Origin of the sequence: Brevefilum fermentans (assembly GCF_900184705.1) — a bacterium.
GTDB lineage: Bacteria > Chloroflexota > Anaerolineae > Anaerolineales > Anaerolineaceae > Brevifilum > Brevifilum fermentans.
This window is the reverse complement of sequence record NZ_LT859958.1, coordinates 1-18,121: the sequence shown is the minus strand read 5'-3', so window position 1 is coordinate 18,121 and position 18,121 is coordinate 1. Positions and strand designations below refer to the sequence as shown.

The 18,121-nt window shown below is 52.0% G+C and carries 13 protein-coding genes and 1 tRNA gene; 12 read left to right on the top strand and 2 right to left on the bottom strand.

Annotated elements, in window-relative coordinates:
* Position 1 precedes the first annotated feature (1 nt).
* The 3 genes from CFX1CAM_RS00070 to CFX1CAM_RS00060 all read left to right on the top strand — a co-directional run bounded on the left by CFX1CAM_RS00070 (position 2) and on the right by CFX1CAM_RS00060 (position 3,912).
* Positions 2 to 2,677: a CBS domain-containing protein gene (locus tag CFX1CAM_RS00070; RefSeq protein ID WP_087861041.1), complete on the top strand. Its 2,676-nt coding sequence runs from the start codon at positions 2 to 4 to the stop codon at positions 2,675 to 2,677.
* 7 nt (positions 2,678 to 2,684) lie between these two features.
* The gene (locus tag CFX1CAM_RS00065; RefSeq protein ID WP_157891610.1) at positions 2,685 to 3,230 is read left to right on the top strand and encodes a GNAT family N-acetyltransferase; all 546 of its coding nucleotides are present in this window, start codon (positions 2,685 to 2,687) and stop codon (positions 3,228 to 3,230) included.
* Positions 3,231 to 3,369: 139 nt separating this feature from the next.
* Positions 3,370 to 3,912 carry a hypothetical protein gene (locus CFX1CAM_RS00060; protein WP_087861039.1) on the top strand — a complete coding sequence of 181 codons (543 nt, stop codon included), beginning with the start codon at positions 3,370 to 3,372 and terminating at the stop codon, positions 3,910 to 3,912.
* Positions 3,913 to 4,117: 205 nt separating this feature from the next.
* On the opposite strand, the gene CFX1CAM_RS00055 is transcribed toward CFX1CAM_RS00060, so the two are convergent.
* Positions 4,118 to 4,190, bottom strand: a tRNA-Lys gene (locus tag CFX1CAM_RS00055).
* 399 nt (positions 4,191 to 4,589) lie between these two features.
* On the opposite strand from CFX1CAM_RS00055, the gene CFX1CAM_RS00050 reads away from it, so the two are divergent.
* From CFX1CAM_RS00050 to wbaP, 9 genes are all read left to right on the top strand, one after another.
* Entirely contained in the window at positions 4,590 to 6,236 is a 1,647-nt protein-coding gene (locus CFX1CAM_RS00050; RefSeq protein ID WP_087861038.1) for a ribonuclease J, read from the top strand.
* 349 nt (positions 6,237 to 6,585) lie between these two features.
* Entirely contained in the window at positions 6,586 to 10,410 is a 3,825-nt protein-coding gene (locus CFX1CAM_RS00045; RefSeq protein WP_087861037.1) for a DNA polymerase III subunit alpha, read from the top strand.
* 142 nt (positions 10,411 to 10,552) lie between these two features.
* On the top strand, positions 10,553 to 11,089 hold the full coding sequence (locus tag CFX1CAM_RS00040; RefSeq protein ID WP_087861036.1) for a DUF3090 family protein: 537 nt from the start codon (positions 10,553 to 10,555) through the stop codon (positions 11,087 to 11,089).
* Positions 11,090 to 11,102: 13 nt separating this feature from the next.
* Positions 11,103 to 11,825, top strand: coding sequence for an SCO1664 family protein (locus CFX1CAM_RS00035; protein ID WP_087861035.1), 723 nt, complete (start codon positions 11,103 to 11,105; stop codon positions 11,823 to 11,825).
* A gap of 10 nt (positions 11,826 to 11,835) precedes the next feature.
* On the top strand, positions 11,836 to 13,113 hold the full coding sequence (gene hutI, locus CFX1CAM_RS00030; RefSeq protein WP_087861034.1) for an imidazolonepropionase: 1,278 nt from the start codon (positions 11,836 to 11,838) through the stop codon (positions 13,111 to 13,113).
* A gap of 46 nt (positions 13,114 to 13,159) precedes the next feature.
* Positions 13,160 to 13,339: a hypothetical protein gene (locus tag CFX1CAM_RS00025; protein WP_087861033.1), complete on the top strand. Its 180-nt coding sequence runs from the start codon at positions 13,160 to 13,162 to the stop codon at positions 13,337 to 13,339.
* Positions 13,340 to 13,365: 26 nt separating this feature from the next.
* Entirely contained in the window at positions 13,366 to 14,013 is a 648-nt protein-coding gene (locus CFX1CAM_RS00020; RefSeq protein ID WP_087861032.1) for an HD domain-containing protein, read from the top strand.
* 165 nt (positions 14,014 to 14,178) lie between these two features.
* A complete protein-coding gene (locus tag CFX1CAM_RS00015) occupies positions 14,179 to 14,979 on the top strand; it encodes a glycosyltransferase family 2 protein (RefSeq protein WP_087861031.1) in 801 nt (266 codons plus the stop codon).
* 64 nt (positions 14,980 to 15,043) lie between these two features.
* Complete coding sequence (gene wbaP, locus CFX1CAM_RS00010; RefSeq protein WP_157891609.1) at positions 15,044 to 16,462, top strand: undecaprenyl-phosphate galactose phosphotransferase WbaP; 1,419 nt, start codon at positions 15,044 to 15,046, stop codon at positions 16,460 to 16,462.
* Positions 16,463 to 16,574: 112 nt separating this feature from the next.
* Here the strand turns inward: wbaP and dnaA are convergent, their stop codons facing one another.
* Entirely contained in the window at positions 16,575 to 17,921 is a 1,347-nt protein-coding gene (gene dnaA, locus CFX1CAM_RS00005; protein ID WP_087861029.1) for a chromosomal replication initiator protein DnaA, read from the bottom strand.
* Positions 17,922 to 18,121 lie beyond the last annotated feature (200 nt).

Below are 18,121 nucleotides of genomic sequence, written 5' to 3'. Positions count from 1 at the left end.
CATGAACGTGATTATGACTCACGAGCAAGCTGATATGGATGCCCTTGCCTCGCAGTTGGGCGCCTGGCTGTTGTTTCCGGATGTAATCCCCTTATTACCCCGCAGCATCAACCGTAACGGTCGGCGCTTCCTGGAGCAGTACGGCGCCGATCTACCCTATGTTGCCCACAAAGACCTGCCACGCGAGCCGGTAGAAACGCTCTTCCTGGTGGATACCCAATCCTTGATCACTATCAAGGGGATGAGCAAAGAAACCCGCATTGTGGTTTATGATCATCACCCCCAACGGGAAGACCTCAACCCGGAATGGGAGTGTCACCTGGTATCTTACGGAGCCAATACCAGCCAGATGGTGGCACGCATCCGTGAGCAGGGCATCGCCCTGACCCACATCCAGGCAACAACATTAGCCCTGGGCATATATGAGGATACGGGCTCCTTCACCTATGGCTCTACGACTGCTGAAGACCTGCTGGCTGCCGGGTACTGTTTGTCCCAGGGCGCAGATCTGGACATTGTCAACCGTTTTCTCTACCCGCCGCTAACACCAGGGCAGCGCAATCTTTATGAACGGCTGTTAAGGGACCTTCATACGTTTCTCGTCGAAGATCAAACCATCATGGTGGCAAAAGCTAACGCCCTGGATGTTAAAGATGAAATATCCAGCGTGGCGCATAAAATGCGTGATGTATTCAACCCCGATGCGCTCTTGCTTTTGGTTGCCACCCGGCAGGGCATCCGCCTGGTGGCACGCTCAACCAGCGACCGGGTCAATGTTGCCGCCATTGCAGAAGCCATGGGGGGCGGTGGACACACGCGCGCCGCCTCAGCGCTGGTCAGGCCCGAAGGCTCTGCTGATAAAACCCAGCTTCTCCGGTTTCTTGACGAACAGTATTCCAGCATGATCGCTGGACTGGATCAACACGTTAAACCGGTGGTGAGCGTGGAATCGATCATGTCGAAAGACCCGCTGATCCTCTCTCCGGATACCCCGGTGCAGGAGGCCCATCGTTTGATGCAGCGTTATGGCTACGAGGGTTACCCGGTAGTCGAAGAGGGGCAGGTGGTCGGTTTACTTAATCGGCGCGAGGTGGACCGGGCGATCAGCCACGGGTTGGATCTACGCGTAAAAAGCTTGATGGCAGCAGGTGATGTGAAAATCACCCCGGATGCCTCGTTGGAAACCCTGCAAACCCTGATGGCAAAAACAGATTGGGGGCAGATACCTGTGGTGGCGCCGGATAGCGGCGAAATTATCGGGATTGTCACCCGCACAGACCTTCTAAAGACGCTCAGCCCCGTGCTGGATGTGCCTACCCAGGAAGAGGTTGCCCAAAGGCTGGTTCGGGTTGTCCCTCCCGCGCGCCTGGCATTGTTACGCGCCCTGGCGGTTGAAGCCGATAAGGTCAATCTGCCGATATTTGTCGTTGGCGGCTTTGTGCGCGACCTGCTACTTGATCATCTCAGCCTTGATTTTGACATTGTGGTAGAAGGAGATGCGATCTTCTTTGCTAACCGCCTGGCACACCGGCTTGGCGGACGAGTGCTCACACACCATCGTTTTGGCACCGCAAAATGGATCATCGAGGAGGTTGTCGGAGAACTGAGTGCGTTTCTCGGCATTAGCGACCAGGCTGAACTTTCAAACCTGCCTAGAAGCCTTGACCTGATTACCGCGCGCACTGAATTTTATGAACAACCTGCAGCCTTGCCTACTGTAGAAAGCAGCAGCATAAAAATGGACCTGCACCGGCGCGATTTCACCATCAACACCCTCGCCCTGCGCCTGGATGGGGAGCATTTTGGCAAAATTCATGATTATTGGGGCGGGTTGACGGATTTGCGCAAAGGGCGCATCCGCGTGTTGCACGCATTGTCCTTTGTTGATGATGCCACCCGCTTACTGCGGGCAGTGCGTTTTGAGCAGCGTTTTGGCTTTCAAATCGAGCCGCGCACCCTGGCTCTGATGGAAGAAAGCCTGCCCCTGCTCAAGCGGCTCTCTGGTGCACGAATCAGGCATGAGATTGCCCTTATCCTGGCAGAGCCTTATGCCCCCAAAATGCTTTCTCGCCTTGATGAACTGGGAATTTTGTATGCCATCCATCCTGCCTTGCCCTGGGATGATGACATTCAAACCCAATTACACCAGCTCAACCATCTTGAAATTGAACCGTTTTGGGAACTGTCTGACGAATATGACAGTCTGACCCTCAGGCAGATGCTTGGCTTCCTGGTATGGTTGGGTCGGCTGCCTGAATCAAGTTTACGCTCAATTGCTTCAAGATTACGCTGGAGAAGCGATTTCGAGAAATTGATGGTGGCAACCAGCAAGATCGTCCATGACTTACCCGGTCTGGTGGGCGCCCCGCCCAGCCAGGTTGTGCTTGAACTGGAGAATTACCCCCGAACAGCGCTTTTTGCTGCCCAGTTGATCACCCCCGACGAGGACGTTCGCAGGCTGGTGCAACAATTTGTCACCCAGTGGGCTCTGGTCACACCAACCCTATCCGGGGATGATCTACGTGGGATGGGCTTGCGCCCCTCCCCGGTCTTTGGACATATCCTGGCATCTTTACGCGCCGCCTGGCTGGATGGTTCAGTGCGGACCGCCGAAGAAGAGCAGGCTTTGCTTCAGAAATTGCTGGACGACGCAGCCACTGACGGGCGCAATTCATAACACCATCATGGCTTCCAACACCGATGCAGAAACCGAAATCCCGTTAACAGACCTGCTCATCCGCCAAACGACCCGCGCGGATCTGCCCGCCCTTGAATGGGACGGGGAATATTGGAAGTTCAGAGAAATGTTTGCGGATTTATTTAACCGCAGCCTGGAGGGGGATGTTTTGCTGTGGATTGTCGTGAGCCCCGGTGGAGATATGATTGGTCAGGCTTTTGTCGCATTGCGAAGTGGAGATCGAAATGCGGCGGACGGGAAAACTCGTGCCTATGTCTTTTCCTTTCGGGTCAAGGAGAAATGGCGCAATCGAGGTGTGGGCAGCACCCTGATGAAATTCATCGAATGCGATCTGTGGCAGCGCGGATTTCGTTACGTCACCCTCAACGTTGCCAAAGACAACCCGGATGCATTACGCTTATACCGGCGTATGGGCTACGAAGTCATCGATTCATGCCCGGGCATCTGGTCGTATCGAGATCCGGATGGCATCATCCATCATGTGAATGAGCCCTCCTGGCGAATGCTGAAAAACCTCTCTGGTAAAGAATAATGTGAACAAAATTACGAACACCATTGGTCGCAGGTATGAGGGTTTAATGTGGTATAGTATACAGCGCTGTCCATTAATTGATGCTCACAAAATCAGCATCAGATGATACGGGTCAGCATCTTTTAATCATGGAGTGAAGATGGTGAAGAAAAGCGTCCTTGCATTGATCGTGATCCTGATCCTTCTATGCGGCTGTCAAAGCCAAGAAGAAGTCGAACCCGCCGCCCTCGAAGGAGAACCCTTTGCGATTTACCTGGTGGGAGATTCACAGATTACAAGCCCCGACCTGAAAAATTATGCGCTTGACAAGATCCCTTTGAATGCGGTGCCCATCCTAAAAACAGATGACCTGGTCAGCTATGACTGGGAGCACCACGGCATCAACCTCACAGAGCAAGCTTATGCGAGGCTGATCGCCCTTTTTTATAGCGGCTTGCCCTCCGCTGGTGTGCCCTTTGTGGTGGTCGCCTATCAGGAGCCGATCTATGCCGGTGGGTTTTGGTCGCCCCTGTCGACCCTGAGTTTTGATGGGATCGTGATTTTGCAACCCTTTGACCCGGCTGGGCAGACCCTGTACATCCAACTGGGCTTTCCTGATGAGGACGCTTTCACGGGAGCAGACCCACGCGATAACCCCCGCTTGCAGCAAGCCCTCCAGGATGCAGGGCTGATCCGGGAGTAGCGGGTTGGAGCGTTGATTTAGCCGGGTTGTTCTGTGGCTTAAAAAAATGAACCCCTCTGAAATTCGAGCTTACACAAGTATCCGTCAAAACGGAGTACTCCAGATCCACACAATTATAAAACGTCCGGAAACACAACCGTGGCAGGTACATCCCGATTTCTATTTCCCCACCCACTGCTGATAGTTTGCTAATTTAAATAATCAATGACCCTCCGGAGACTCGAACTCCGAACCAATTGATTAAGAGTCAACTGCTCTGCCAGTTGAGCTAGAGGGCCATGTGAGAATCACATTATATCACACTCCATTTGGAAATTTAAGCTTTGGTTTGATTAAACTTCAAACGCCGCCTTCGGTTTTGCCCACGAGAATTGCTATCCATCTTTCTCAATGCTTTGTTAACAGTTCCTGCTAAAAATTGACTTTACCCGGCCTGCATGCTAAAATTTTTTATTGAAATGCAACGGGTTGAGGGCTGGCGACGATTACAGATCTTATCAAGACTGATTTTCTGGACGAAATTATCTTTTGCTCTGCCCTGATCGGCCTGGTACCGCAGGGCTTTTTGTTATAAAAGCCCTGGCTGTTAATTTTGACTTCAAATGGGAACCCCCATTTTTTAAAAAAAATATTATCAATCAACCGCTATTTTTCGGTTGGTAAAGGAATGAATTTTAATGAACAAAAATAAAATATTAAGAATCATCCCAATTGGTGGGCTTGGTGAGGTTGGAAAGAACATGACCCTCTACGAATACGGGAATAATATCCTGATCGTAGATGCTGGCCTAATGTTCCCAGAAAATGATATGCTCGGGATAGATTATATTATTCCCGATTTTGAACACTACCTCAAAGACAAGCGCGACCAGGTGCGCGGCATGATCTTCACCCATGGTCATGAAGATCATATCGGGGCGGTTCAGCACCTGTTAGAGATGGTCAACGCACCGATCTATGCTACCAAACTTACCCTGGGCTTGCTGGAGGTAAAGCTCAGCCGTTATGGGATGCTGGCGAAAGCAGACCTGCGACCTGTAAACGCCGGTGAACAGATCAGCATTGGTCCGTTTACCGTCGATTTCTTTCATGTTTGCCACTCGATCCCCGATGGCGTTGGATTGGGCATTGAGACGCCCGCCGGTCTGGTGGTGCACACCGGCGACTATAAATTTGACCATACGCCGGTTGACAACTGGCCCACAGATTATGCCAAACTGGCTGAATTTGCCCAGCGTGGCGTCCTGGCGCTGCTGGCGGATTCTACCAACGCCACGGAACCGGGCTGGACGCCCTCCGAGCGTACGATTGAGGGAGCCCTCGACCAGGTCTTTGAAACGGCTAAAGGGCGCATCCTTGTGGCCACCTTTGCCTCACTGATCTCACGCATGCAGCAGGTGGCTGATGCTGCAGAACGTCATGGGCGCAAAATTGCCTTTACCGGTCGCAGCATGGTGGAAAATATGAATATGGCTCGCTCGCTGGGCTATGTGGACTTTCCCGAGCGGCTCGTGATCACCCTTGAACAATCCCTGACCATGCCTGATAACCAGGTCGTGTTGATGTGCACGGGCGCCCAGGGCGAACCCCGTTCAATTATGGGTCGTCTTGCCAATGGTACGAATCGCAAGTTTGACATTCGCGAAGGCGATACCATCGTTCTTTCGTCGCAACCCATACCCGGCAATGAAGAGCCCGTCTATCGCACCATCAATCAGCTCTTCCGCCGTGGTGCCGATGTGATTTATGAAGCCATTGCACCCATCCATGTCTCCGGACATGCCAGCCAGGAAGAGATCAAATTGCTCCTACACCTGGTGAGACCCAAGTACCTGATCCCCATTCATGGTGAACTACGGATGCTTAAGCAGCATGCCAAGCTGGCAAAAGAAGTCGGTATGCCCAAAGAAAATATTTGCGTGGTTGAAAATGGTCAGATCATCGAGCTGGTGAACGGCGAACTACAACTGGCAGAGCGCATCCCGGGGGACTATATTTTTGTCGATGGCAGCGGTGTGGGCGATGTGGATCGCAGCATCGTCAGAGAGCGAGAAAGCCTTGCCCAGGATGGCATCGTTGTGATTAACCTGGTTATTGATGATCAAACCGGTCAGCTCAATGGCGACCCACAAATCATCACCCGCGGCTTCATCCTGATGGATGAGATGCAACCCATACTGGATGGGGTGAAAACGAGGATACAGGAAACCCTCCGATCATCAGACGGCAACCTTCAAGGCCAGGTGTTACGTGCGGTGAAGTCTTACCTGTACGAAGAGACCAAGCGCAGCCCCTACATTGTCGTCAATATCAACCGATTTTAAGTCAGCCATAAATCCAACAGCGCAGTGTAACCACACTGCGCTGTTTTTTTGTTTAACTGAACCCTTTTGCCGCCGGTGTTTCAAACACATCTCTTGTCCGGATGCACAAAGGATCTTTGAAACAACTCGCTACCCTCGACCCAAAAAAAACCCTAACCTTAACAAATGATTGAAGTTTTATAAATTTATTTTTCCCCTTCAGAGCTGCAGCCTTAAAATACCGTTCTTTTTAAGGCTGTTGGGGTGAAAAAGAAAACTGTCGTGCTATAATGATTTACACTTGTCAGCGTCCTGGGAATTTCAGCAGGGACGCAATTTTTTACCGGTTTATTAACCAGCGTTTTTGACCATGTCTTTTGTTCATCTTCACGTTCACTCGACATATTCCATCTTAGATGGATTCAGCCAGATCGAACCCTTGGTGGCGCGGGTGAAGGAACTGGGGATGCCTGCCGTCGCGTTGACAGACCACGGTACCATGTTTGGCGCTGTGGAATTTTTTAAAGCGGCTGTCGGTGAGGGCATCAAACCCATTATCGGCCTGGAGACCTACCTGGCTGCCCGCGGGATGACGGAACGTGACCCTCTGCGTGATAAGCGCGCAGCCCATTTGCTTCTGTTGGCAGAAAACATGCAGGGTTATCAAAACCTGTTGAAAATTGCTTCTGCATCGCAACTGGAAGGCTTTTATTACCGTCCGAGGATCGATCGCGCTTTTCTACAAGCGCACAACGAAGGGTTGATCGTGACCACGGGCTGCCTTTCCGCTGAAATTCCCCGCGCATTATTTAATAACGAAATCGAACTGGCTGAAGAACATCTTAAATGGTACCTGGATATTTTTGGGCGGGACCGTTTTTTTATTGAACTTCAACAACACCCGGTGCGTGGTTTGGATCAGGTCAACAAGACATTGATCGAATTTGGCGAACGCTATGACCTTGATTTTATTGCTGCAAACGACGTGCATTACATTCGTCCTGAAGATGCCCGCTTGCAGGATATCCTTCTCGCCATCCAAACCGGCAGTCTGATCAGCGATCCTAACCGGATGCGCATGGATGGCAATACCTATTATTTACGAACGCCGCAGGAGATGGAACAGCTGTTCGGTCACGTCCCTGGTGCAATCGAGAATACGTTAATGATTGCCGAACGCTGCAACGTTGACCTGAGCCACACCGGTTATCACCTGCCCCTGTTCACCGTTCCCGAAGGCTACACCGCCGCCAGCTACCTCCGATACCTGTGCGAGGAGGGTGCGAACCGGATTTATGGCAAGGATACCCGGGATGAGCGCATCCGCCAGCGCCTGGATTATGAGCTGGATGTGATTCACAAGATGGGTTTTGACACTTACTTCTTAATCGTGTGGGATTTGTGTCAGCATGCTCAGGAGCGGGGCATCTGGTATAACGCACGTGGATCTGTGGCAGGCTCACTGGTGGCTTATCTGCTGGATATCAATCTAATCGACCCGCTTGAGCACGATCTGATGTTCGAGCGCTTTTTGCAAAGAGGTCGCGTGAGCATGCCGGATATCGACCTGGACTTTCAGGACGACCGCCGGGCTGAGATGATGCAGTACTGCGCGGAAAAATACGGTGAGGATAAGGTCGCCCAAATCATCACCTTTGGCACGATGGGGGCGCGCGGCGCCATCCGTGATGTTGGTCGCGTGATGGATATCCCCATCCCCGAGGTTGATAAAGTTGCCAAACTGATTCCGGCAATTGCGGGTAAGCCTGTTACCATCCAGAAAGTTTTACACGAGTCCGGAGAACTGCAAGCGCTGTATCAATCCGGTGGGTTTTATCGCGAGTTGATCGACACTGCCAGCCAAATGGAGGGAACCGTACGCAGTGCAGGTACTCATGCTGCCGGGTTGATCATCACCGACAGGCCGCTTGTGGAGTACGTGCCCCTGCACCGCCCGACCAGCCAGAGCGAAGACAACCCGGTCAACATCGTCACCCAGTACGAGATGTCGGTGATTGATGATCTGGGTTTATTGAAGGTTGACTTTTTGGGACTGGTCACCCTGACGGTCATGGCGCGCGCCTGCGAACTGATCCAAAAACGACATGGTAAAAGCTATAACTTGCGCTCCATTCCGATAGATGATCCGAAGGTGTTTGAATTCATCAGTCAGGGGCATACCACGGGTTTATTTCAGTTGGAAGGTTCGGGCATGACCCGCTATATTACAGAGATGAAACCGCGCGAACTGGTGCATTTAATTGATATGATTGCCCTTTATCGGCCGGGTCCCATGCAATTTATACCCAATTACATTAACTGCATGCACGGCAGAGAGCAGCCAACATACGCACATCCCGCGCTTGAACCCATCTTTAAAAGCACCTTTGGGATTCCCATCTACCAGGAGCAGATTATGCAGGCAGCCATTCAGATTGCTGGATATGACCCCAGCGATTCGGACCGCCTGCGCAAGGCAATCGCCAAAAAGCAGGAAGGCCACCTTGAAGATCATCGCAGTGCCTTTATCAAGGGGGCGATGCGGCACAGCCAGCTCAGCGTGGAAGAAGCTGAATTGATCTTTCGTGACTGGGAAAAATTTGTCCAATACGGATTTAATAAAAGTCATGCAGCCGATTATGCCGTGATCGCCGTGCGAACGGGATACTTGAAATATCACTACCCGGTTGAATTTATGACCGCCCTGCTCTCAGCCTGGAAAAACGATGTCGGTAAAGTCGCTACCTATGTGGCAGACTGCCGTTCATTGGGGATTGACGTTTTACCGCCTGATATCAATACCAGCGGATTCGACTTCAGCATTGAAGACCGAGAAAATGGCCCGCCAGCCATCCGTTTTGGATTGGGTGCGATCAAGAATGTCGGTTCACACCCGGTTGAGCTGATCATGGAAGCACGGCAATCCGGACCTTTTTCAGACCTGACGGATTTCGCCCACCGCGTCGACCTGCGCCAGGTGGGTCGTCGACCCCTTGAGTGCCTGATCAAAGTCGGCAGCCTTGATTCCTTCGGCTCACGGCATGCCCTGTTAAACAGCTTGGATAGTATTCTGGCGTTCAGCAGCAGCTACTTCCGAGCCAAGGAAGCCGGTCAGATGATGCTGTTCGATGCTTCAGAACAGGTTGATTCTGCCATTGAACTGGTAGAACCGGCGTATTCGAACAAGCACGAAGAACTCATCTGGGAACGAGAGCTGATCGGGTTGTATGTCTCAGATCATCCCCTCAGCGCTTACCAGAAAACCCTCGCAGAACGGGTGACCCACTTCTCCTACCAGCTTGTTGAAGCAGAAGAAAAAGAAGCAGTGATTGTTGCCGGAATGGTCAATCGATTTCGACAGCACCAGACGAAAAAGGGCGACAGCATGGGTTTTGCCACCCTGGAGGATTTGTTTGGACAAATTGATCTGGTGATTTTCCCGAAAGTGTGGGAAAGCGCCTATCACGTGTTGAGTATGGACCAGGTGGTTCTGGCAGAAGGTCGGGTGGATTCAGCCCAGGGCGAGCCCAAAGTCCTGGTGGATACCCTTACGCCGATCTCTTTGCATGAATTGAGCCTCGACCAGCCAGATAAAATTCAAGAACCAGCTTTTGATCTGTATGACGATTTGCTGGAGGACTTTTTGCCGGATTTGCCACCAGCAGATCTGCTGCCAGCTATTCCTGATGACGATCTGTCGCGAGGAGATGATTTTCATCAACCTGAAGATATTGCGCCACCGGCTGAGAATCCGGCGATAGAAGATCATGAAACTGGGAAAAATGATCTTGACGCATCCCAACCAGAAGGAAAAAGCGAACCCGTTGAGAAGCAGCTTCAGCAGCCTGCTTCCAGTCAGGGGGAAAAGTTACGTGAAAAACCCCCTCAAAAACCTTTTCATGTTCTGAACTTTTCTCTGCCAAAGCCGGATCCGCTGCCGCAGACGGATCAGAAACCGCGCTGCATCACCCTCACGCTCAATTCCTGCGGCGATAAGCAGCAGGATGTCCGTCGGATGCGCCGCATTCACGATATCCTGGTTTCGCGACCCGGCCACGACCGCTTTTCCTTTCGGGTGAGGGAAAATGGCTTTCTGTACGAGATCAGTTTCCCCAATGCCACCACGGGTTTAACGGATACCCTGATCCAAAAATTAAAGGGTTTTTTGGGTGATCAAAATATCGATATTTCTTAACTACCCTGAGCAGGGTTTTAGAAATTAAAAACTTCGACCGGTATCCTGCCGATGCCGCCAGGGTTTGAACCGACCTTATTTACTAACATGAGCTTATTCGGTAAAATCCAATCGGATTAACTTGCTGAATAATGGATGAAGTATGGCACCCTTCAATATCGACCTGAATCCGGTTACTTTTATCACCGTGGACGCCATTGGGCAGCCCGGGGAACGTGTCTTTTACCTGCAGGGCAGAAGCCATGACCAGGTCGTCACGTTACTGGTGGAAAAATACCAGATCCAGACTTTGGCGCTGGCAATTGAAAACCTGATGATGGAATTGCAGGAAAAAATAGCAGGTCTGTCCGAGGCGTCGCCAAGCTACGATGAAAACGAGATGATACTTGATCCCCCGTTGGACCCACTATTTCGCGTAGGTGAACTCAGCCTGGGCTACCAGCCTGATGATGATAAGCTGGTGTTGATAGCAAATGAAGTTCCTACCATGATGACCGAATCGGAAGATGAGCTCAGCGAAGTGCGCTTCTGGTGCACCCGCTCTCAGTTGTGGGCGATGGGACGCTGGGGCATCGAGCTTGCCAGTCGTGGCCGCCCGGTGTGGCCATCCACAGGTGAGCCCATCCTTCCGCCGGGCGAATTCTCTCCTAAGAATAACGGCCACAAAACCACCCCTTGATGTCGATTGTAAAATGAATCAAGCCCTCACCCTATCAGCGTTGCAGCAAGGCACCCTGCACCTGGAAGGTCAGTTCATATACGGTTCCAATTACACCTTCATGGTGTTGTGCCAGCACAGCGGCGAAACCTTAAAAGCCGTCTATAAACCCTTGCGCGGCGAGCGCCCGTTGCCGGATTTCCCCACAGGCACCCTCGCTCAGCGAGAAGTTGCTGCTTACAAGGTCAGTGAAGCGCTGGGCTGGGGCCTGGTTCCGCCGACGATTTTCAGGGTTAAAGGGGCGTCCATGGGGCCGGGCTCTCTGCAGTTATTCGTTGACCACGACCCTGAACGGCACTATTTCAATTTCAATCAGAAACAACGCATACACCTGCCCAGGGTGATGCTTTTCGATATTTTGATCAACAATGCCGACCGCAAAGCCGGTCACATGCTGATCAGCCTGGAAGGTCAGTTGTTCCTGATTGATCATGGGCTCAGCTTCCACACGGAGGATAAGCTCCGCACAGTCGTTTGGGACCATGCCGGGCAACGGATTCCACCTGAGCTGTGCCTGGATCTTGCCAGGGTCGTACCAGAAGCCTCTCCTGGAGGCAGCCTTTTCTCTGCTTTGCAGCCGCATTTGCAGCCGGATGAAATTGCAGCTTTGCAAACGCGCGGGCAAGCGCTTTTGGATCGCGGTCAATTCCCCCTTCCCCCTGAGGATCGCCGGGCTTATCCCTGGCCGCTGGTATAATTAATTAGCTATGAAAACACATCAATCAAATATGCTTATTGTTCATAATGCAGGTCAAATCCTGACCCTGGCAGGCGGATCGCAACGCGGTCACTCGTTGGGGAATCTCGGCATTGTGGAAAATGGTGCTGTGGTCATTCAGTCCGGTCAGGTCCTGGCTGTCGGGAAGAGCGATTCGCTACTTGCTGCGTACCCCGCCGCTGAGCGCTACGATGCGGGCGGCAGGGTGGTCATGCCCGGGTTTGTGGATCCCCATACCCACCTGGTGTGGGCTGGAGATCGGGCTGACGAATTTTCACTGCGCCAGCAGGGAAAGCCCTACATGGAGATCCTGGCCATGGGCGGTGGGATATTGTCGACGGTGCGGGCGACCCGTGCGGCATCGGTGGCGCAGCTTGTGACAGAGACTCGCCCGCGTGCCCTGGCTGCTTTTAACCATGGGACAACCACGATGGAAGTTAAGACCGGCTATGGTCTGACCCTCGAAAGTGAGATCAACCAACTGCGGGCGATTGTGGCGCTTGACCAGGAAGGCCCGCTGGAGCTGATCCCCACCTTTATGGGTGCGCATGCCGTGCCGCCTGAATATCAGGACCAACCCGATGAATATGTCGACTTGCTGTGCCAGGAGATGCTTCCCGGAATCTACGCCTGGTGGCAAAGCGAGGCCCCGCATCTACCCCTGCCCTTTGTGGATGTATTTTGTGAGCGCGGCGCCTTCGACCTGGCCCAATCTCGCCGTATTTTGGAAGCAGCCCGGGATTTGGGGTTCCCGCTGAAAATTCACGCCGATGAATTTGAGAACCTGGGCGGTGCAGCCCTGGCCGCAGCGCTTGGGGCTGTTTCGGCAGACCACCTGGTAAAAACCTCGCCGAAAGATATCAAAGCCCTGGCGAATTCTGAGACCGTGGCGGTTTCACTTCCCGGAACGCCCTTCGGGTTGAATGAAGCCGAATTCACCCCGGCCAAAGCATTGATCGAAGCCGATGCCTTGTTAGCGCTGGCAACCGATATCAACCCGGGCACGTCCTGGTGCGAATCCATGCAGTTCATCCTGGCGCTGGCATGCCGTAAAATGGGTCTGTCGCCACAACAAGCCATCGCTGCCGCGACCATCAATGCCGCCGCGGCTCTGAAGCTGCAAAACCGGGTCGGTTCAATCGAGCCCGGCAAACAGGCAGACCTGTTGATTCTAAACGTTAACGATTTTCGGCATCTTGGTTACCGTTTTGGCACCAATCTTGTATCTCATGTGATTAAACGGGGCAAGCTCTTCCCGGTCGGTTAACCTGCCCCAATTTTCACAACTTAGACCGGTGCTGGTGACGATTACGATGCCTTTAAAGACCATTTATACTCTGGCTATTGTTGCAGCAATCTTGCTGGCAGGGTTTTTCCTGGGGCGACCTGTGTTTAAATTTGCCTGGAAATTGATCCGAGTCGCCTTGATCATCATTGCGATTCTTATTGTTGTTGGGTATTTGACAGGTTTTCTGGATATTATCATCCGCTAATCTGGAAAGGCAGGAGCATAACATTCGTGGAACCGATTCGTATTGAAGAAGCGCGCGCATGGTACCGTGATGCCGACCCGGTACACGATTTTGAGCACGTCCTGCGCGTTTACCGAATGGCTGAACGCCTGGCACAGGCGGAAGGCGCAGATTTAACAATTGTGCGGGCAGCTGCCTGGCTTCACGATTCACGGGGCAGCGCACCCGGAGAAAATGACAGCCTGCGGGCAGAACATCACCTCGCCTCGGCAGAGTTTGCCGGCGAGGTGCTGGCTAAAAAAGGCTGGCCGGCGGAACAAATTGCCGCCGTGCAGGCTTGCATCCGATCACATCGCTTTCGCGACCGGGGCGAAAAACCGGAGACTCTGGAAGCCAAGGTTCTATTTGACGCCGATAAGCTGGATGTTTTGGGAGCAATTGGCGTTGCCCGAACGATTGCCTACGCCGCGCTGGATGGTCAGCCCGTGTACACTGAACCCTCACATCAGTTCATGCAGACCGGTCAAACAGAACCGGGCGAGTCCTATTCCTCGTATCATGAATTTCTTTTCAAACTGCGCCATGTCAAAGAGCGCCTGTTCACTGCCAGCGGCAGGGCAATAGCCGAAGCGCGCCATGCCTATATGATCGAATTTTATGGCCAATTGCAGGCCGAGGTGCGTGGTGAGCGATAATTCAATCTCCAGCTTAACGCGCTATTTTTAATCGAAAATCCCTGTGGTAAAATTTGATTCACACAATACCGGTATTTTTATTTTAATTCTGACCGGTAATGAAAACAATCCTCTGTTAATTTGATGAATGCAACGACACATTTTCGCTTTTAAAACAAAAAACATATGGACAAACTTGCCGTCATTACCATCAACCATAACCATGGAGAGATGATTAAAAAAGCCATCGAATCCCTCCATGAGCAGAGCTTCCCGGGTTCATTTACGGCATTTGTGATCAACAATACAGCGGACACAACAACGAAGACCTGGTTGGCGAACACCTACCCTGAGGTTCAGGTGCTGGAAAACGCCCATCCGCGAGGATTTGCCAGCAATGTCAACCAGGTGATCACCCAAAATCCTGAATTTGACTTTTACCTTTTACTTAACCCGGATGTAATCTGCATGCCTGGAATGCTGGCTGATCTGATGCAGGTGATGGCGGAGGATGAGCGCATAGGCGTTGCCGGTCCGCAATTACTTAATCTTGACGGCAGCGTGCAACCCTCACGGCGTCGATTTGCTTCCTTTCGGGTGTTGATCTACCGCGCCCTTCATTTAGATGCCTTGTGTAAACATCTGCCTGCGGTTGATCATTACCTGATGAGCAGGGATGTTTTCAAGGGCATCACCGCGGTGGATTGGCTCACCGGGGCAGTCCTGTTGCTGCGCAAAACTGCTCTCGAACAGGTAGGTTTGATGGACGAGCGCTTTTTCCTGTATTTTGAAGATGAGGATCTGTGCTGCCGAATGTGGCAGCAGGGTTGGAAGGTGTGTTACGTGCCCTTTGCACAGGCTTACCATGCCCATTTAGCTGAGGGGCGCAAAAAAATTTTCAGCAGAGCCAATTTTCACCACATCCATAGCGCTTTTAAAATGCTGATCAAATATCGCGGTAAAATTGGCTCATGTCAACAAAGTTAAGTGTTTTGTATGCAAACCTTATCCGAGAGAATTTGACATGAAAAAAAACCAGGATCAACCAAGAATGCAAAAAACCTTACTCGAAAACCGCAATCGTGTGGTGATCGGATTATTAATCCTGGCTGACATCATCACGGTCAGCTTTGCGGTTGTGCTATCAGCGGCAATTCGTTACATCCTCATACCCACCATGGGTGGGATGGTTAATTGGCAGTTGATCATCAACAGCCTGGTTTTCTTTGTGATCTTCATCGTTGTTCTCGCCTGGTTGAACGGACTGTATCCCGGATTTGGTCTGGTTGCTGTGCAGGAGATGCAAAAAGTGTTGTATGTGGTCAGCCTGGCATCGATTTTTCTGGGAGTCATTCTGTTCTTGCAGCAGTTGGGGATGGCATTCTCCCGTATGATCTTTGTGCTGACCTGGTTTCTATCCGCGATGTTTATGATGCTGGGCCGCTTTGCGATACGCAACCGCTTCAGCCGTTTCGCCTGGTGGGGGATACCGATGGTGGTCATCGGTTCACATGAGCGGGCTGTGCCCGTTATTGACAAATTGCTTCAAATCCGGCGTTTGGGCTTTCGCCCTGTCTATTATTTCGACCCTGACGCGCGGGCAGATCAGTCAATCTTGGGGGTGGAGCCCGTAAAAGACCAGCAAGCTCTGCAAAACCTGGTTACGCAATCCAGGATTCAACATGTGGTTTTAACCAATCCCATCGAATATTTTAATTCTGCTGAATTTGAGTGGCTGCGGGATGTGTTCCCGAATATCCTTTTTATCCTCGATACAGCGCCTTTCGGCTCATTGTGGGTGCGAACGATTGATATTCACGGTACCCTGGCGGTTGAGACCAATTATCACCTGCTCAACAAACAGGAAACGATCATCAAGCGTATCTTTGATATGATCCTGACGATCCTGTTGCTGCTGGTGACCTGGCCGATCTTTTTGCTGCTGGCCCTGCTGGTACGGCTGGACTCCAAAGGTCCCATCCTTTACACTCAAAAACGCCTGGGACAAAACGGCGAGCTTTTTGACAGCTATAAATTTCGCACCATGTTTGAAGACGCAGAGGGGAAACTCCAGGAAGTCCTGGATGCTGATCCGGAAGCTAAACAGGAATATCAAACCTACCATAAATTGGTCAACGACCCGCGGGTGACCCGGGTGGGAAAATTTTTACGCCGTTACAGCCTGGATGAACTGCCCCAGTTCATCAATGTGCTCAAAGGAGACATGAATTTAATCGGGCCGCGCAGTTACCTGCCGCAAGAGCTGCCGGTCATGGGCGCGTCCGCCAGGGTGATCTTGAAGGTAAGGCCGGGCATTACCGGCTGGTGGCAGGTGATGGGACGCAATGCCACCTCATTTCAAGAACGGCTGCAACTGGATGAGTACTACATCAGCAACTGGTCGATCTGGTTGGATGTTTACATCACGATCAAAACTGTCTGGGTGTTGATCCGCGGTGAGGGGTTATAGACGGTTAGAAAAGCAATCTCGTGGGGTGTTTAAGTTCGGGTAGCTGAAAAAATGTGTTTCAACCTGTTCAGACCCAGCCTTGTATTGTGCAGAACAAAAATCATCCAAAAAACTACACCATCACGCTGGCGTGACCGTAGAGCTGTTCGCGCAGAGTCAATATCTGGCGCCGGAAACGGTCGTCGGTCTCCATCAAATCGGTGACCTTCTCGCAGGCGTAAATTACCGTGGTGTGATCGCGCCCGCCCACGTATTCCCCGATTTGGGGCAGCGACACCCCGCCTTCCTCGCGCAGTAAGTACATCGCCACCTGGCGCGGCAGGGCGACCTCCCGCGTGCGCTCGCGGCCCAGCAAGCGCTCATTCGAGATGCCAAACGCAGCGGAAACAGCCGCCAGTACATCATCGGGCTTTAAGTCGGCGCCCTGGGGCAGGAAATCAGCCAGTGCCTGGTGCGCCAGGTCCAGCGTCAACGGGATGCCGCTCAGATCCGAGAAGGCCAGCACCCGGTTGAGTGCGCCTTCCAGCTCGCGGATATTGGATTGCACCTTACGGGCGATCATCTCCAGGATATCCGCCTGGACGTCACGCCCGGCGCGTTCAGCTTTCGTGCGCAGGATGGCCAGCCGGGTCTCAACATCGGGCGGCTGGATATCGGCTGTCAAACCCCATTCAAAGCGGGAACGCAAACGCTCTTCCAGCGTTGATAGCGATTTAGGCGAACGGTCTGATGAGATCACAATTTGTTTATTCTGACCGTGCAGGGTGTTGAAGGTGTGAAAAAATTCTTCCTGGGTGGATTCCTTACCGGCGATGAACTGGATGTCATCAATCAGCAGCACGTCCACCTGGCGGTATTTTTCTCTGAAAGCAGCCGTGGTGTGGGTGCGGATGGCGTTGATCAGATCGTTGGTGAATTCCTCTGAGGAAACATACAGCACGTTCAATCCTTCGGGCAAGCATGCATTCCCGATGGCGTGCAGCAGGTGGGTCTTACCCAAGCCCACACCCCCGTAGAGGAACAGGGGGTTGTAAGCTCGCGCCGGGTTTTCTGCCACCGCCATGCAGGCGGCATGTGCCAGGCGGTTATCAGCGCCAACTACGAAATTATCAAAACGGTAGCGACTGTTGATGTTGGGGCTTTCCTGTGGGGGAGCTTGCGAAACGATTTCAACCACAGGCGCGGCCGTATCGGTGGTCGATTTTGTTGCGCTCCAGACTTTAAATCGTGGGATAACCGGCTGACCTAACATACCTGTCATCAACCGGGCAATGGTGGTGCTCAATCGGTTCTCAAGCCAATCACGGGCATACGCGTTCTTAACGCCAATTTCCACGCAGCCTTCGTCCCGGTTATAGGCGATTAATTCTGCACTGCTAACCCAGGTATCAAAAGCTGCCTTTGACATATCATGCTGAAGCTGACCAACCGTTGCCTGCCAGGCATGTTCTGCATTCATAGATAATTCCTCTCCAACGCAATGTGATCAACATAAAGAATTCACAATGCGCTTTGATAAAAAATACCACTGCGGAAAAGAGTTCATTGACTGTAAATCCACCCCAACCGATTGATCCTGTCGGTTCGAGAAAACCTGTTCCTGTTTTTAGTGGCTCTCTAATTCTAACTGGTAATAGGGCGATGCTCATTAAAATACGC

Coding starts and splice junctions, on each gene's coding strand:
- dnaA (WP_087861029.1), bottom strand. CDS start 17,921: ATGAATGCAGAACATGCCTGGCAGGCAACGGTTGGTCAGCTTCAGCAT.
- wbaP (WP_157891609.1), top strand. CDS start 15,044: ATGCAAAAAACCTTACTCGAAAACCGCAATCGTGTGGTGATCGGATTA.
- CFX1CAM_RS00040 (WP_087861036.1), top strand. CDS start 10,553: ATGGCACCCTTCAATATCGACCTGAATCCGGTTACTTTTATCACCGTG.
- CFX1CAM_RS00015 (WP_087861031.1), top strand. CDS start 14,179: ATGGACAAACTTGCCGTCATTACCATCAACCATAACCATGGAGAGATG.
- CFX1CAM_RS00065 (WP_157891610.1), top strand. CDS start 2,685: ATGGCTTCCAACACCGATGCAGAAACCGAAATCCCGTTAACAGACCTG.
- CFX1CAM_RS00050 (WP_087861038.1), top strand. CDS start 4,590: ATGAACAAAAATAAAATATTAAGAATCATCCCAATTGGTGGGCTTGGT.
- hutI (WP_087861034.1), top strand. CDS start 11,836: ATGAAAACACATCAATCAAATATGCTTATTGTTCATAATGCAGGTCAA.
- CFX1CAM_RS00045 (WP_087861037.1), top strand. CDS start 6,586: ATGTCTTTTGTTCATCTTCACGTTCACTCGACATATTCCATCTTAGAT.
- CFX1CAM_RS00035 (WP_087861035.1), top strand. CDS start 11,103: ATGAATCAAGCCCTCACCCTATCAGCGTTGCAGCAAGGCACCCTGCAC.
- CFX1CAM_RS00070 (WP_087861041.1), top strand. CDS start 2: ATGAACGTGATTATGACTCACGAGCAAGCTGATATGGATGCCCTTGCC.
- CFX1CAM_RS00060 (WP_087861039.1), top strand. CDS start 3,370: ATGGTGAAGAAAAGCGTCCTTGCATTGATCGTGATCCTGATCCTTCTA.
- CFX1CAM_RS00025 (WP_087861033.1), top strand. CDS start 13,160: ATGCCTTTAAAGACCATTTATACTCTGGCTATTGTTGCAGCAATCTTG.